The sequence below is a fragment of the Blastopirellula sp. J2-11 genome (genome assembly GCF_024584705.1).
In the GTDB taxonomy this organism is placed as follows: Bacteria; Planctomycetota; Planctomycetia; order Pirellulales; family Pirellulaceae; genus Blastopirellula.
Genome location: NZ_CP097384.1, coordinates 1,925,508 through 1,941,227, shown reverse-complemented (window position 1 = coordinate 1,941,227; position 15,720 = coordinate 1,925,508). Strand labels below are relative to the sequence as shown.

At 57.6% G+C, this 15,720-nt stretch carries 14 protein-coding genes; 8 read left to right on the top strand and 6 right to left on the bottom strand.

Annotation, left to right across the window (positions count from 1 at the left end; all coding sequences use genetic code 11):
* Positions 1-60 precede the first annotated feature (60 nt).
* From M4951_RS07985 to M4951_RS07975, 3 genes are read right to left on the bottom strand one after another with little or no spacing between them, the layout of a single operon-like run.
* Positions 61-945, bottom strand: a complete 885-nt coding sequence (locus M4951_RS07985; RefSeq protein WP_262025959.1) for an NAD(P)H-hydrate dehydratase — start codon at positions 943-945, stop codon at positions 61-63.
* Between the two features lie 17 nt (positions 946-962).
* Positions 963-1,736: a nickel pincer cofactor biosynthesis protein LarB gene (gene larB / locus M4951_RS07980; protein WP_262025958.1), complete on the bottom strand. Its 774-nt coding sequence runs from the start codon at positions 1,734-1,736 to the stop codon at positions 963-965.
* 44 nt (positions 1,737-1,780) lie between these two features.
* Entirely contained in the window at positions 1,781-3,109 is a 1,329-nt protein-coding gene (locus M4951_RS07975; protein ID WP_262025957.1) for a hypothetical protein, read from the bottom strand.
* A gap of 286 nt (positions 3,110-3,395) precedes the next feature.
* Between M4951_RS07975 and M4951_RS07970 the strand changes: the two genes are divergently transcribed.
* The 7 genes from M4951_RS07970 to M4951_RS07940 all read left to right on the top strand — a co-directional run bounded on the left by M4951_RS07970 (position 3,396) and on the right by M4951_RS07940 (position 11,228).
* Positions 3,396-4,346 (top strand): bifunctional riboflavin kinase/FAD synthetase, encoded by a 951-nt coding sequence (locus tag M4951_RS07970; protein WP_262025956.1) that lies wholly within the window; start codon positions 3,396-3,398, stop codon positions 4,344-4,346.
* Positions 4,347-4,364: 18 nt separating this feature from the next.
* Complete coding sequence (locus tag M4951_RS07965) at positions 4,365-5,354, top strand: DHH family phosphoesterase (protein ID WP_262025955.1); 990 nt, start codon at positions 4,365-4,367, stop codon at positions 5,352-5,354.
* A 153-nt stretch (positions 5,355-5,507) separates the two neighbouring features.
* Positions 5,508-6,077, top strand: a complete 570-nt coding sequence (locus M4951_RS07960; protein WP_262025954.1) for a ubiquinol-cytochrome c reductase iron-sulfur subunit — start codon at positions 5,508-5,510, stop codon at positions 6,075-6,077.
* Positions 6,074-8,035: a cytochrome b N-terminal domain-containing protein gene (locus M4951_RS07955; RefSeq protein WP_262025953.1), complete on the top strand. Its 1,962-nt coding sequence runs from the start codon at positions 6,074-6,076 to the stop codon at positions 8,033-8,035. The genes M4951_RS07960 and M4951_RS07955 overlap by 4 nt, the downstream gene beginning before the upstream one ends.
* Before the next feature lie 333 nt (positions 8,036-8,368).
* Entirely contained in the window at positions 8,369-9,085 is a 717-nt protein-coding gene (locus M4951_RS07950) for a hypothetical protein (RefSeq protein ID WP_262025952.1), read from the top strand.
* 600 nt (positions 9,086-9,685) lie between these two features.
* Complete coding sequence (locus M4951_RS07945) at positions 9,686-10,723, top strand: DUF1559 domain-containing protein (RefSeq protein ID WP_262025951.1); 1,038 nt, start codon at positions 9,686-9,688, stop codon at positions 10,721-10,723.
* 106 nt (positions 10,724-10,829) lie between these two features.
* Positions 10,830-11,228, top strand: coding sequence for a hypothetical protein (locus M4951_RS07940; RefSeq protein ID WP_262025950.1), 399 nt, complete (start codon positions 10,830-10,832; stop codon positions 11,226-11,228).
* 305 nt (positions 11,229-11,533) lie between these two features.
* Here M4951_RS07940 and M4951_RS07935 read toward each other — a convergent pair whose 3' ends face one another.
* Both M4951_RS07935 and trpD read right to left on the bottom strand, forming a co-directional pair.
* Complete coding sequence (locus M4951_RS07935; RefSeq protein ID WP_262025949.1) at positions 11,534-11,989, bottom strand: transposase; 456 nt, start codon at positions 11,987-11,989, stop codon at positions 11,534-11,536.
* Positions 11,990-12,280: 291 nt separating this feature from the next.
* On the bottom strand, positions 12,281-13,297 hold the full coding sequence (trpD, locus tag M4951_RS07930; RefSeq protein WP_262025948.1) for an anthranilate phosphoribosyltransferase: 1,017 nt from the start codon (positions 13,295-13,297) through the stop codon (positions 12,281-12,283).
* A gap of 204 nt (positions 13,298-13,501) precedes the next feature.
* Here trpD and M4951_RS07925 point away from each other — a divergent pair, with 204 nt between their 5' ends.
* Positions 13,502-14,449, top strand: coding sequence for a nucleoside hydrolase (locus M4951_RS07925; protein ID WP_262025947.1), 948 nt, complete (start codon positions 13,502-13,504; stop codon positions 14,447-14,449).
* Between the two features lie 145 nt (positions 14,450-14,594).
* On the opposite strand, the gene M4951_RS07920 is transcribed toward M4951_RS07925, so the two are convergent.
* Positions 14,595-15,719: a S1C family serine protease gene (locus M4951_RS07920; RefSeq protein ID WP_262025946.1), complete on the bottom strand. Its 1,125-nt coding sequence runs from the start codon at positions 15,717-15,719 to the stop codon at positions 14,595-14,597.
* Position 15,720 lies beyond the last annotated feature (1 nt).

The following is a 15,720-nucleotide window of genomic DNA, read 5'->3' as shown; positions in this document are numbered from 1 at the left end:
AATTTGCGTACGGCTTCCCACACCTAACCTGGGGGCAAACGTTAGGATCGTTACGAACGTCTAACGCCGGCGGCGATGCTGTTGAAACGCAGCTTCTAGATAGTCCAGCAAATCCGAGGCGATCAGACCATCACTGCCGATCGCTTTCGCCGCCAGGTCGCCGGCCAAGCCGTGCAGGTAAACGCCTAGCTGTGCGGCTTCGAATGCGGGAATCCCTTGCCCTAACAGCGCTGCAATGACGCCGGTCAGTACGTCGCCGGCGCCGGCAGTCGCCATGCCGGGGTTGCCGGTCTCGTTGGAGTAAACATGGTCGCCGTCGGTCACTGTGGTACGATGCCCCTTTAAAACCAGAACGACGCCGTTTTGTTTGGCCATGTCAGCGGCGACATCGGTCCAGCGTCCCTTGGGCAATTCGCGATTGTGGGCCAAACGGCGGAACTCGCCGGGGTGAGGCGTCAAAACGCGCGGTCCGCCCGGTGATGCGAGCGGATTTTCTCGCGACCCCAAAGCGTTGATCGCATCGGCGTCGACCACCATCGGCGTGGTCAAATCGCAATAGAGATCTTTGACCAACAGGTCGAGACCATGCGAGCGACCAAGCCCTGGACCAATCGCCACCACATCTGACATTTTCGCCGCTTTGGCGATTTCAGATCGCGCATGCATCGGCAGTAGGCCGCTGCGGTCTTCCGAAAGCCCGATTGTCATGCACGACGCTTCGAACTGAGCGATCAGCGGCTGCAGGCTTTTGGGCGCTGCGATCGTCGTCAGTCCTGCACCGCAGCGCAGCGATGCGACGCCGGTCAACGTGATCGAGCCTGACATGCCTGGCGAGCCGCCGACAGCCAGGACGCGACCATAGTCCCCTTTGTGACTGTTGGTCTTGCGCGGTTGCAAACGGGGCAATGCGGGTCCAGCGTCGTCTTTGCGTTTCGTTCGGTCCATCCTTGAATTCCTTTGGCTTAGCGACGCCGACGCGTCGCAATGAGTCCTGCGTTGTAGGCGGCTCGAAATCCGGCGTCGATGTTTACCACCGTGACGTTCGAGGCGCAACTGTTGAGCATCCCAAGAAGAGCGGCGACTCCGCCGAAACTAGCGCCGTAACCAACGCTAGTTGGAGTCGCAATCACGGGACAAGCAAGATAGCCGCCGACCACGCTCGGAAGCGCTCCTTCCATGCCGGCGACAACAATCACGGCGTCGCAATCGGCCAATTCGCCGATCCGTTCTGGTAAGCGATGAGGTCCGGCGACGCCGACATCATGTATCGTCGTCACATCGACGTTCATCCATATCAGCGTTTCGCGGGCTTCTTCGGCGACCGGCAAATCACTGGAGCCGGCCGTAATCAATCCGACCTTCCCCTGCGGCTTCTTCTTCGCTTCGCCCAATCGAAACGTACGTCCGATCGGATTAAAAATGGCCTGCGGAAATTCGGAAGCGAGAATCGCCCCTTTGTCCGCATCGATACGCGTCGCGAGACACGATTCGCCAGACTGCAGCTGTCGCTGAAAGATTTCGGCGATCGTTTCGGCCGACTTCCCTTCGCCATAGACGACCTCGGGAAATCCGCATCGCGCGGACCGATCCAGGTCCAACGATGCGCCCGAGAGTTGAGCCGTCTTGGCAGCCGGCTCCAACGTCGCCATTTGGGTGACTTGATCGATAAATTCAGGCAGCGAGACGCGTCCAGCTCGGAGCGACTTCGCTAATTTTTCCATTTCGCTGCGGTTCATGGGAGCCATAATACCGCAGACGCTGCTCCGCGTTGAGGGCGGTATCAGTCGTTACGCGGCTTCTCAGGCGTTTCACCGGCGTCCTGAGAGCATTCCCACCCCAGTTTTCCGAGCCAAACGGCGTAAAATAGCAAAAAACCGGTCGTCAGAACTCCTGCCGGCAACACCATGTACTTAGCGTATTTGTACTGTTCACCCGAAAAATAATAGCCCAGAGCGCCCAGAACCAGGATGCCGAGCAAAACGACCCCGGTCACGATGTAGAACAAAAACCATTTGTGAAGTTTGCGTCCCACCGCCGCCAGGATCGCGCCGCTAAAGGGGACAATCGGCGACCCCGAATCGAGCAGTGCGAGATAGAAGTAGGGAAAGAGGAAAAAGCCGAGTATTCCCAGCGGCGCCGCTAGCCAAGGACTGACCAGCGCCGCGACCAGCCCAGCTGGCGTCATCGCCAAGATCAATGCGACGACAAAAAAGATCGTTTCCATGATTCGTTCAAAGATCGGGGTCTCGGGCCATTCCAATTGGCTCACGCCGCTAGCGATCGATGTCGAAATGTTCATAAAAGCAGAGGCCAAGAAAACCAGCACGATGGCCCCGACAACCACCGTCATCGTGGTCAGCGCAAAACTATTGAAGTACGCGCCAAAGTCCGCCGCGCCGCTGCCGAGCGCAACCGCGTTGATCGCCATGTAAAAGACGACGGCGGTCGCCATCGCGATGACGATCCAACGCGTCAGAAACTGAATGTCGAGGAAAAACTTGACGTCCGTCGTAATCGCTTCCGCAGAGAGCGAAAGCGGATATTGAACGCGTGTTGAACGTGGATCGTAGTCTTCCGGCGTCAGACTCTCCCGCTTTGTCTCCGGCGGCATGTCGGCGTTAAATTGCGCCGCCGCTCGCTCTTCCACCATTTTCTGATAGGGCTTGTCCGACAGATGGGGACGCTCTTTTTCAGCGCGCGATTGCCGCTCCGCTTCGGCAAAGTAACGTGCGGCCATCTGCTTAGAGGACGTATCATCGTGAACTGCTTCTTTCAAACTGTAGATGTCATCGTCCGACATCTCGACTTGTTTGACAGGCGCCTTCTTCGCCGCCAGCTTGGCGACAAACGCCGTTTGGCAGTCAGGACACATCACGCGTTTGCCGAGGTCGCGCGATTGAATCGTCACGCGGGTATTGCAAACAGGGCAGACGACCGATTCGGTCGGGTCTTTGTCTTTCGCGCCGCTGCGGATCACGCCGACGTCACTCGGCTTGGGCACGCGCATCGATTGTTCGCAATGCGGACAGATAAACGCCTCGCCGGAGGCCGTAGCGGCCGCTTGCAGCTGGGCGTTGCACGATTTACAGGCGAATTTCAAGATTTCCATAGCTTGTCTCGATGTCACGCCTTCTACTGCTGGATAAAAGTGGTTCGCTCTACGATATCGAGCGAGGCCAGTTACTCAAGTCTACTGCTGACCGCTGGATGCGGCGAATCGCTGGTGCGAAATAAATCTTAAGCCAATCGCACATTTCCGTCTTTTATTCGCATTAAAGTACGCCATATTTCATAGAAACATCGCTGGAACCTCCGAAGTCGCTTGTCGAAAGTCATAAGACGAACAAAAATAGGCAGTTTCGTCGAACATCCCCCCTTTCAAGTTAGGGAGCCGCGTGCGACTGCTGCACGATTTAGAGCATGTGCCTCCCGAGATTTTGGGAGGCGCGCTTGCCATCGGAAATTTTGACGGCGTCCATTTAGGGCATGCCCGGATCGTTGAATCGATACGCCGTCAGGCGCGCGCCGTGCATGGTCCCACCGTCGTCTTCACGTTTGATCCGCATCCGGTTCGCTTGCTGCGTCCCGAACAGACGCCGCCGCCGCTTACTTGGACGCGTCGCAAAGCGCAGCTGCTTGCACAACTGGGGGTAGATGCAATGATCGCCTATCCAACCGATCGGGCGCTGCTGGAACTCTCGGCCGAAGCTTTTTTCCAACAGATCGTCGTCGACCAGTTGCAAGCCAAAGCGATGGTCGAAGGCCCCAACTTTTACTTTGGCCGAGATCGCCAAGGAAACACGGTGCTGTTGGGTGAGCTTTGCCAACAACACCAGATGTCGCTCGAAATCGTGGAACCGATGCAACTCGCCAGTCATAACGAGATCATTTCGAGCAGTCGCGTCCGTCAGGCAATCGCCGGCGGAGATGTCGAGGCCGCTCGCCGCATGTTGACCGAACCTTATCGACTGCGCGGGATGGTGACGCATGGCGCCGGACGGGGCGGATCGCTTGGTTTCGCTACAGCCAACTTAGAAGCGATCGACACCATCATTCCCGCCCATGGCGTCTACGCCGGCTATGTCGTCCGCCAAGAACTGACGCACGCCGCGGCGATCCATATTGGGCCGAACCCGACATTTGGCGAAGGTCACGCCAAGGTCGAAGCGCATTTGATTGATTTTGCCGGTTCGCTGTATGGCGAACCGTTGGAGTTGGCCTTTCTGACGCGACTACGGGACGTTCGTACTTTTGACGACGTGCAGCAGTTGACCAGTCAGATTCACCAAGACGTCGAAGCCGTAAAACTTTCTTACAGCGATTGGCTGACGCCGCGCGTCGCCTGAGGATCGAGATAGTAACCAATGAGCATTGACTGGAAACGCCTGGCCGCCGCCATCGCCCCCTATCAACGATTCCTGCTAACTAGCCACGTTCGGCCTGATTGCGATGCGTTGGGAAGCGAACTCGCGATGGCCGCACTGCTGCGCCAAATGGGTAAAGAAGCGACGATTGTCAATGCTTCCGAAACGCCTCCGCATCTTGCTTTCATCGATCCGACCAACGAAGTGCGCGTGCTCGGTCGTGACGTCACCGCCGCGGCGCTGGTCGGCACGTTTGACGCGTTCATGGTGCTAGATACCGGCGCATGGATCCAACTGGCCGAGATGGGCGAAGTATTGAAAGCCTTCGCCGGGCCGAAGTTCGTGCTCGATCACCACGTGAGCGAAGATGATCTCAGCGCCGATGTCTTTAAAGATTCCACTTCCGAAGCGACGGGACGATTGGTTTATGAAGCGGCTCAAGCTTGGGGACTTTCGCTCACTCCGCTGACCGCGTCGCAGCTCTTCACAGCGATTGCGACCGATACCGGTTGGTTTCGTTTCGGCTCGGTCACCAGCGGTACGTATCGCGCCATCGCCGGCTTGATGGATGCCGGCGCATCGCCTCCAGCCGTTTATGCGGATCTCTACGAACGGGATCGATTGGCGCGGGTTCAATTGCGCGGACGCATTTTGGCGAAGGTCGCCGTCACCGATAGTGGACGCCTGGCATACAGCACCGCCAAGCTGGATGATTTCCAAGCGACGGACTCGACGACCAGCGACACCGAAGACGCGATCAACATGATGCTCGTCATTCAAGGCGTGAAAGCGGCGGTACTGTTTATCGAACTGCCAGGCGGCGGCATCAAAGCCAGCTTCCGCAGCCGCTCAAAGTTGGACGTTTCGCAAATCGCCGGCCTGTTTGGCGGCGGCGGTCACAAGGCGGCGGCCGGCGCGACGCTCTCGACAACGCTTTCTGAAGCGATCACTCTTGTTCTTGACGCGATGGAAAAAGGCATGCGAGAATAGGAGTCGACTCGACACGCGTCACCCTCCAGTTTGACGACGCCGATTTTGTCGTCACCTCCTCCAAAAAACGCCTAAAATCAGGCCGTTTCAGCGACACTCGCTCCTCTTGATGGCCTTTAGTCTCGCATTTGCTTTGACGCACAGGTACTCTTCATGACTCACGAAACTGATCCGTCTCCTCCCGACGAGCGACGCAGTTTTTTGACAAAAGCAGCGGCCATAATCATCGGTGGTTTTGTCGGCTTTGTTCCCTTCGCCGCCGGCTTGGCGACCTTTCTCGATCCGGTCTTTCGCAAGTCGAACGCCAGCAAGGCACTCAAGATCGCGTCGCTTGATTCTCTACCTGCTGACGGCGTGCCGCGACAGTTTCCGGTGGTCAGTGATCAGACCGACGCTTGGAACCAAAATTCCAATCAACCGATCGGCGCCGTCTATCTGCGTCGCTTGCCTGACAGCGAAATGATTGAAGCGTTTAACGCCGCTTGTCCCCATGCCGGATGTGCGGTCGATTTCAAACCGAACGCCGGCGAAGCAGGTCTGTTCCAGTGCCCTTGCCATAAGAGCGACTTCAAACCCGATGGCGCTCGCTTGGATCCAGAGACTTGCCCCAGCCCGCGTGATCTCGATCCCTTGCCGGTCGACGCCGAAAAGCTGAAGCAAGGCGAAGTGTGGATCGAGTTCATGAATTTTCAGACCGGACCAGAGCGAAAGCCGATTACATGAACAAGCTCTGGGAATGGCTCGACGACCGGACCGGCTACAAGCATCTGGTGAACGAAGCGCTGTACGAACATATCCCCGGCGGTTCGCGGTGGCGCTATGTCTGGGGAAGCACGCTCGTCTTCGCCTTTGTCGTGCAGATGATTACCGGCACTTTTTTGTGGATGGCCTACAGCGCCAACTCGAAGGGCGCATGGGAAAGCGTTTACTACATCCAATACGAAATGCAGGGAGGCTGGATTCTCCGCGGCCTGCATCACTTCATGGCCCAAGCGATGATCGTGCTGCTAGCGCTGCACTTTCTGCAAGTCGTGATCGACGGCGCCTACAAAGCGCCGCGCGAGTTCAACTTCTGGACCGGCTTGATCTTGATGAAGATCGTGCTTGGTTTGTCGCTGACCGGCTACTTGTTGCCGTGGGATCAAAAAGGTTACTGGGCGACGAAAGTCGCGACAACGCTGATGGGACTAGTTCCCGTCGTCGGCGGTGATCTGCAAAAGGTGGTTGTCGGCGGCGCCGATTATGGTCACGCCACATTGACCCGCTTCTTTGCGCTGCATGCCGGCGTACTACCGGGCCTGCTGCTTGTCTTCCTCGGTATCCACATGTATTTCTTCCGCCGAGCCGGCATTCATGCCGTCGGCGCTGACAAACGAACGGCCGCCTATTTTTGGCCCGATCAAGTGCTAAAAGACGCCGTCGCTTGCTTGGCGGTGTTGGCCGTAGTAATGCTGTTTGTCGTCAAAGGTTTTATGTTCCCTCCCCAGGAGCACGTCGCAGGCGTTCCGATTGAAGCGCACTTCGGAGCCGAATTGGGAGCCCCCGCCGATCCGGCCAACAGCTATTCAGCCGCTCGCCCTGAGTGGTATTTTTTGTTCTTATTCCAGTTCCTGAAGCTGCCGATCTTTGCTGGTCACAACGAAATCTACGGCGCGATCGTGATCCCCGGCCTGGTGATGGGCTTGCTCTTTTTGATGCCTTTTATCGGTCGCTGGAAATTGGGACATGGATTTAACGTCGCGTTGATTTTGGCCCTCCTGCTAGGCGCCGGATCGTTGACTTTTATGGCGCTGCGCGAAGATTGGAGCGACGATGGTTACAAAGCGGCGGTTGCCGACGCCCATGTTCAATCGCTCCGGGCGGTGCAACTCGCCCAACAAGGGATTCCGGACGGCGGAGCGATCTCGTTGATGCGGAACGACCCGAAGACCCAAGGTCCGATCTTGTTCACACGGCATTGCGGCAGTTGCCATGCACACCAACCGGTGGAAGGTTTGCTTGCGGCCGATCCGCTATTGGCGGCGACGAAACCGCCAGAGCAGTCCTCGGCGCCGAATCTGTATAAGTTTGGCACGACCGAGTGGATTGCGGCTTTCCTTGATCCCCACGCGCAGAAGTTGGCCACGGCCACGGTCGACGGCGAAGCGGAAGTAGCGCCGATCAACAGCCTCACCTTCTTTGGCGGCACGGCGCATATCGAAGGAGAAATGGCCAGCTATGTGACCGACACGATCGGTGACGAAGCGGAGTGGACGCCAGATCAGATCGAAGCGGTTGTGATGGCGCTGGCCAACGAAAGCGGCGTCGAGTCGCAAGAGAAACTGGACGCCGACCAGGTCGCCGCCGGCCGCACGTTATTGCAAGACGATAATCGCTGCGCCATGTGTCACAAGTTCCATGCCGAAAACGACGCCGCCTATGCTCCCGATTTGACTGGCTACGCTTCCCGCGAGTGGCTAATCGAGTTCATCAGCAATCCAGCGGCGGAGAAATTTTACGGCGACAATAACGATCGTATGCCCTCGTTCTATTTGGATCCGCACCAACCGCTGGCGAACCGAATTCAGAAGAAAGAACTGGAGTTAATCGTGGACTGGCTCGGCGGCGACTGGTACGAACCGGAAGCGATTATCGAGTCTGAGAAGTCGCTAGAGTCGGTTCAGGTACTTCCCGATGAATAGTTGACCGTGCCCCCTCTTCACAAGCTCTCCGTCGCTAGCCAATTTTGAAAATTGCAATCTCTGAAGTCTCCGGCGCCTCTTTTCTGTTCGTAGCACGCTGCGCGGACGAGGAAATCGCTCACCAAAACTCGAATATTGCAACTTGAAAGCGATGGAGCCGGGCCAGCAGCACCCGCTAGCTGCGAAGGCGCCCCGAAGGTTCGCTTTACCGGAGAAACCGGCAAAATCGTTCGAGTCGAGCGTCTCCGCTAGCCGATGCAAAAGAAGACGCCCTTCACGGCGCGGCGAGCGATTGCTAGCCGTCCATTGGTCTCCTTGCGAATCCGGCTCCCTATGTGGTGCGAACACTGCCGCCAAGACGTGACTGCGATTGCCGCAGCAGATGATGCGCGCATCGTCTGCGGGCGTTGTCAGAAAACGTTAGAAGCGAAGCCGGAAGCCCCGCCGTCACTCCGAATCGATTCGATGCGGCTGCAGGAAGACCTGCAGACGATCGACCGCATCGTAGCGATGATGGGACGAGACGCGGCGCCAGACAGAAAGCTAACCCCCAACTCCCCTCCCCTGCCACGAGAAACGACGCCGCGCGAAGCCGAACGGCCCCGCTCACCAGCGGCGCCGTCGCAACGCAAGTTAAAGGGACTGCGCACGCCGATCTTTTCGTGGCTGGCGACTTCGGCCGGTTCGATCACGCTCGTTTGCGGCCTTGTCCTACTTGGCTGGGCGATGTTTGACCCGCGGCCCGTCTTGGCGACCGTCGGATTGCCGTTGGCCCTGCTGGGCCTCGCCGGCATGTTGGTGGGATTGGTCTTTCAGCTCGATAGCGTCTCGCAACACAACCGCCGCTTGCATCGTCATCTCTTGGCGGTCGAAGACGAACTGGAAGATCTCAAAACAACCACTAAATTGGCCAGCAGCTCGCACGCGTCGCCCGGCCAAAACTTCTATCTGCACATGGCCGAGGGAGCGAGCCCTCATGTGCTGTTGGCCGATGTAAAAGGCCAGCTCGATCTATTGGCGACCCAAATGGCGGGCGATCGCCGCCGCTAGATCGGGTCTCTTCTTAGTCCGAAGCGCGAGTTTTGAGGTTGCGATTTTTCGAACCAAGCGAACACCAGCCAGAGGCGCGAGCCGATGGAATGCGGCTGGTCACTTCAATCCGTGTTGGCGTCACCAGCCGCATTCCCTCGCTGGCGCCTTTTGAAGTCGCGCAATTTCCCGGTTGGCCGCGATAGCTCGGCTATCGGGGCGGCGCAGCCGTAAGAGGCATTGGTTCCTGGTAAGCAGTTCGAGGCCATTTCGCCATTTCAAACGGCGCGGCAACCACCGCTATCAGGTCCGACCACGGCTCGCTGCCTCTTACCGACTTTGTTGGCCCCGATAGCGGAGCTATCGGGGCCAACCGGGCGTGGTTTGGAAAATAAGCGCGCGAGCAAGGGAAATGCGTTCGTGATCGCAATGCAGGCTGGAAGTGTCGAAGTCTGAGCGTCATTGCGTCAACTCCTTCGCAACCTGCAATAATCGGTCGCACGCCCCTCCAGCAATCTTATTGCACCCCCCAAGTTAAGCAGCTAAAATAACGTGACCCAATTCCTTTCTACTTAAAATGCTTAATTGTTTTTCTTTTCGCCCCTTGCCGGAGCACTCTGCATGCAATCTTTCAAGCTTCCACGACGTGGTTTTACACTCGTCGAACTGTTAGTCGTGATCGCCATCATCGGCGTTTTGATTGCACTCTTACTGCCAGCCGTACAACAGGCTCGTGAGGCTGCTCGTCGGATGCAGTGCACGAACAATTTGAAGCAAATGGGGCTGGCGGTTCATAACTTCGCCGACACGCAGAACGGCTTGCCTCCCTCGACGATCGGCTATGACTTTACCGCCGAAGGGCGAGTCTCGCGAGCTTCGTTCTTTATCGTGATCTTGCCTTATCTCGAACAAAACGCCGCTTACGATTTCATTGCGAGCAAGACCAACAACCTGGCCAGCCCGGTCGCCAACGCCGACTTTTGGAACACGCTAACCAGCGCCGAGCGCCAGTCAATGTCGTTCTCGGCTTACTTTTGCCCTTCACGTCGCAGCGATTCGCCGGTCATGGGCGACGGGCCGTCGACGAATCCAGCGGAGAGCATTCACGGCCCCCGCGGCGATTACGCCATCGTTCAAGGGCGCGATACGCGTCACTGGGCCGAATGGATGATGAATGATCAGGAAGCGACAGCATCGGACCAGAAAGGGCCCATCCGCTCGGCCCGTTGGGCGCCGACCGCCGCGTCATGGCGGCCTCGCGACACGTTCGCTCGCTGGCAAGACGGAACCAGCAACCAAATTGTTATTGGTGAAAAACATATCCAAAAAGATGATCTTAACATCTGTTCGACGAATGCCGGGACCACCGCCCAGCGACAAGAACAGGCGGACTGTTCGATCATCTCGCTGGGCAACTGGGGCACGCTGCCGTCCGGCAGATCCTTCAATGCCGGCATCGCTCGCAGCCCCAACGATCCCGTCTCGTTTAACGAGGATGGAGTTCAGTGGGGAAGCAGCCATCCCGGCGTCTGCAATTTCCTGTTCGGAGACGGCTCGGTTCGTCCGCTGGCGGTGACCATTCCGACCGGCAACGGATCCAGCTTCTTGCTGTCGCAACTGGGCAACGTTGCGGATGGCAACGTGACCGTTCTTCCTTAGTGCAAATAGCGTGTTCTACTCGCGGCGTGGCGCAAGCGTTACGTTCCGCGAGTCGATGCACTGTTTTCTGGTCCCGGCGTATCTTTGGGTGAGAAGGATTGAGACGATGAAACTAGCGACCCTTCTTTTGCTTTCCGCTCTCTTCGTCAGCGCTGGCGGCTGTCGTAGCGAATTCAATTCGCTGCAAGGAACCGTGAAGTACGAAGATGGAACTCCGGTCGATCACGGCATGGTCTGCTTCCTCAAAGATGGATTTTTAGCGAAAGGGGTCATCGAATCGGATGGCGCTTTTGTCGTTGGTTCGCTAAGAGCCGACGACGGACTCCCGGATGGCGCTTACCAGGTCTACATCGATGGCGCGGTGATCGAAGATCTCAAAGCGCCGACCGGCGTTCGCTCGATCGTCCCGAAGGAGATGACAGATCCCGAAAAGTCGGGACTGACCTTCAAGGTTCCCGGCGATGGGCGCACGCTGGATATTGTCGTCGCCAAGCCGAAACGTTAGAGATCACGAAAGACGGCGCTGCCACGTTTTCCCTGACGCTACGAGCTTGAGCATCCCCCAACCGAACTTCTATCTGCATAGGGAAGCCGGAGCGTCCCCATGTCTTGCAGGCCGACGTGAAAGTTCAGCTAGATCTATTGGCGATGCAAATGGCCGGTGATCGGCGGCAGTAGGCCTTTTTCGTACATCGCAAAATTCTTCAGCCCCAACAGGGGCGGCGCTAAAGCAGCCCAGGGTCAGTCCGCCGCAGGCGACGCAGCCCTGGGAATACGTCGGCAAAATCCAGCGGGGCGATCTAAAAAGCTTCAATCCCACGCGTAACGCTCATCCAATTCGACGCCATGCCGTTGGCAAATTGCACGGTATTCGGTCTGAAAATCAAACTGCTGATGATGCTCTTCTTGTCGACGGATGTATTCGACGACGTCAGGAACTTTCGATTCGCTGACTGAAAACACGCCGTATCCAGCCTGCCAAAAGAAGTCGTGATACGACAGACCTTTTGTCTTCAGCCATTTGGAAGAGGATGTCTTCAGGTTGATCACCACATCAGCAAGGGTCATCGTCCGCGATAGACAGAAGAGTAAATGGACATGGTTATCGTGGCCTCCCACAATCCTTGGATCACATTCTGAACTCTTCAAGCATGTCGCAAGATAGGCGTAGAGTTGTTGGCGAACGTTTTCGTCTTTGAAAAACGCCTGGCGATGTTTGGTCGAGAAGATCAGGTGACACCAGAGGCGAGCAAGTGATTGCGGCATGGTCGAACCTTTGGCAGGTCTTGGTTAGTCCGCCCCGCTGGGGCTTTTGTTTTTTTGCGTCTGCTTACCCAGGGCTGCGTCGCCTGCGGCGGACTGACCCTGGGCTGCATTAGGACGGCCCGTTGGGCCTGTTGGTTGCCGTTGAATCTATTTTGGTTGTAAGCAACCTGAAGCTCAACCAAGTTTCTTCGTCGTCCTAAAACAACGAAGGACGTGGAAAAGCAAGGGACCGTCAAGTCAGCGCGAAAGGAGCGGCGTTAAAGCAGCCCGTGGAGCCTATTTTGGCGCCAGCTACGAACCTTCATGCGACAACTCCGCCAACTGCTCCAACTTCCCCTGCGCCGCGCCGCTGTCGATCGCTTCGGCCGCCATCTGCGCCGCTTCGTCGGGGCTGGCCGCTTTCTCCGCCGTCCAGATCGCCGCGGCGGCGTTGAGCACCACGATATCGCGCGCCGGGCATTTTTCTTTTTCCAACACGCGGCGGATCATTGCGGCGCTTTCTGCAGGGCCGTTGACCAGCATCGAGTCGAGACCGTTGGGCGTTACCCCAAAATCTATAGGGCTCCAATCCCAGCGATGGAGTTGATCGTCGGCCGCTAATGTCACATGCGTTTTGCCGGTCAGCGTGACTTCGTCCAGGCCATCTGCGCCGGTCACCAACACCGCGCGGCGGACGCCCAGCTTTAATACCGCGGCCGCCATCAAGTCGCGCATGCCGGGCCTGCCGACTCCCAACAGCTGATACTGAGCGGCGGCGGGATTACAAAGCGGACCGAGCAGATTGAAGATCGTCGGCACGCCCAAGCTTTTGCGAACGGCCGAAACATGCCGCATCGACTGATGCGCGAGCGGCGCAAAGCAAAAGCAGATGCCGATCTCGTTCAGGCAATGCTCGATCTGGGGAACGCTCGCTTCGATGTTGACGCCGAGCTGCGCTAACACGTCGGCGCTGCCCGTCTTGCTGGTGACGCTGCGGTTGCCATGTTTGGCGACCGGAACTCCGGCGGCGGCCGTGACAATCGCCGCCGCGGTGCTAATGTTGAACGTTCCGCTGCCGTCCCCTCCGGTGCCGCAGGTGTCGATCACATCGGTCCGATCGGTGCGGATGGCCGCCATGTTGCGACGCATCGCGATCGCGGCGCCTGCAAGCTCGTCGACAGCAGGGCCTTTGGCGTTGATCGCAAGCAACAGCCGAGCGATTTGTGCATCGGGCCAGGCGCCTTGCATGATTTGATCGATTGCCGCGGACATTTGGCCCACCGATAAATCACGGCCTGCGTCTAATTTTTCCCAGATGGCGTCGTCCACGTTTTGATTCCCTTGCCAAACAATTTTGGTTGCTGACTGATTTTACCGAGACTCGCGGTCCGCTCCCACCCGCGTTCGACTGCACGTAGCGGCAGTCATTTGATATAAATAGAGAGGGCAAGCCTTGAATGAGCGAGACAAGATCGTCTTGCGAGGCGAGATTAAAGCTGTAACCACCGCTGCGAGCGAGGTCGAAGATCGACTATGGCCAGGAAGGTTATCATTGATTGCGATCCAGGGATCGACGACGCTGTCGCCCTGATGGTCGCTCTGTTCGACGCTGAGTTGGACGTGGTGGCGGTTACCTCCACCGCCGGAAACGTCCCAGCCGATCAAGCAGGCCGCAATCTGCAAGGGTTGATCGAACGGCTCGATCCGCCGCGCCGTCCGCGAATTGGGGTTGGATCTGGCCCCAGTTCGGCGCCACCGGTCGACGGCACCGAACTGAACGGCTCGGACGGGCTAGCCAATCTTCAACTGGTCGTCTCTTCTTTGCATCAACGGCATCCAGCCGAAAAATTAATCTGCGACGAAATCCGCGCGGCGCCGGAAGAAGTAACGATCGTCGCTTTGGGCCCGATGACCAACATCGCCCGAGCGCTGCAGCGCGACCCCACCATCGCTTCCCAAATTGGCCGCATTGTCATCATGGGGGGAGCGGTCAATTGCGTCGGCAGCGTCACGCCGGCCGCCGAATTTAATTGTCACTTCGATGCAATGGCGGCTCGAATCGTTTTCAAGTCTCGCACGACCAAGACGCTGATCCCGTTAGATGTGACACGGCAAGCGACCTTTGGGCTCGACCTGCTGGATCAGTTGCCCAATCTCGAATCGTCGCCAGCGTCCCAACTGCTGCATCAACTGTTGCCGTTCGTCTATCGCAGCCACCGGCAAGTGCTGGGAATCGAAGGAATCTTTTTACACGATGCGATCGCCCTGGCCGCGGTGCTGAATCCTGAGATGTTCGAGATGGAGGAGATGGCCGGCGACGTCGAAACGAGCGGCGAGATCACGCTGGGCGCGACGATTTTCGATCGCCGCGAACATCGCAGCTGGGCCACCAACATGGAAGTCGCCACCAAAATCGACATTCCGCAAGTGCAAGATTGTCTCGTGCAAGGCTTGCGCGCCGCGATTCGGGGCGCTCGCTAGTTGAGACTTCTCTTCAATCAGGAACGGAGATGACTGAAGAACGGAAGAATTCGTTCAGAAAAAAAGGAGCACTCTATTCTGAAGCCCAACGGCCCGTTGGGCCTCAGAATGGCATGTCACAGCCAACTCTCCGCTTTCCGCTCTTCTACGGTTTAAGCGTCGCGTCGCGGACCGCGAGTTCCAATTTGACCACGGTCAAGACTCCGTCGCGATAGAGTTCGACCGGTAGTTTGATATTCAGCGGCGACAGGCTGACAACGTTGACCAGATGCGAGTCATCTTCGATCTCTTGATTGTTGAAGCGAATGATGACGTCTCCCACCAAGAGGCCGGCGGCAGCGGCCGGCGAATCAGGGGTCACGCCGTTGACGCGCGTTCCTTTCGCCATCGGCAGGCCTAGTTTCTCGGCTGCTTTGCTGTCGTACTGCGAATCGAGCACGACGCCGAGAAACGCGCGAGATACCTTGCCGTCGTCGATCATTTGCCGAGCGATGTTCAAGGCCGAGTTGATGGGGATCGTAAATCCAATGCCGTCGTTTCCGCCCGAGTTGCTGGCGATCGCCGTATTGATGCCGATCACTTCGCCCCGCAGATTCAAGAGCGGACCACCGCTGTTGCCGGGGTTGATCGCCGCGTCGGTCTGCATGAAGTTTTGAAACTTCAACCCTTGGCGGCCCAGTTGCAAATCACGACGCCCCTTGGCGCTGATGATGCCGTAGGTGACCGATTGGCTGAGCCCAAAGGGACTGCCGACCGCCAAGACAAACTCGCCGATCTCTACCGTAGAACTGTCGCCGACTTGCCCCGGAGTCAGTCGGTCCGCCGAAATCGCCATGACGGCGACATCGGTCTCTCGGTCGGTCCAAACTTGGGAAGGTCGCAAGATGCGACCGTCGTCGAGATGAATCTTGATGTCTTGATTGGCCGCCTGGCTGATGACATGGCGGTTGGTCAGCACATAGTCTTTGTCATGGTGGCGAATGATCACGCCGGAGCCTGCCTCGTCGACGATGTTGCCGCCGTACGCAAGCGATTCCCCTTCTTTTTTGCGCGCTTCGATATGAACGACCGACGGTCGTACATAACGGCATACCTTTTTCAACAGGTTGCCGTGCGCTTCGAGCTGGGCGACTTCGCGCAAGATATCTTCACGCAGTTGTTGGCGCGGCGAGACCGCTTCTTCTTGGGCCGAAACCGTCTCCGCCAACGTGACGCTGAGCAATGACAACGCGATGACCGCGAGTGAAATTCTGGATTTGCGCGTGTTCATA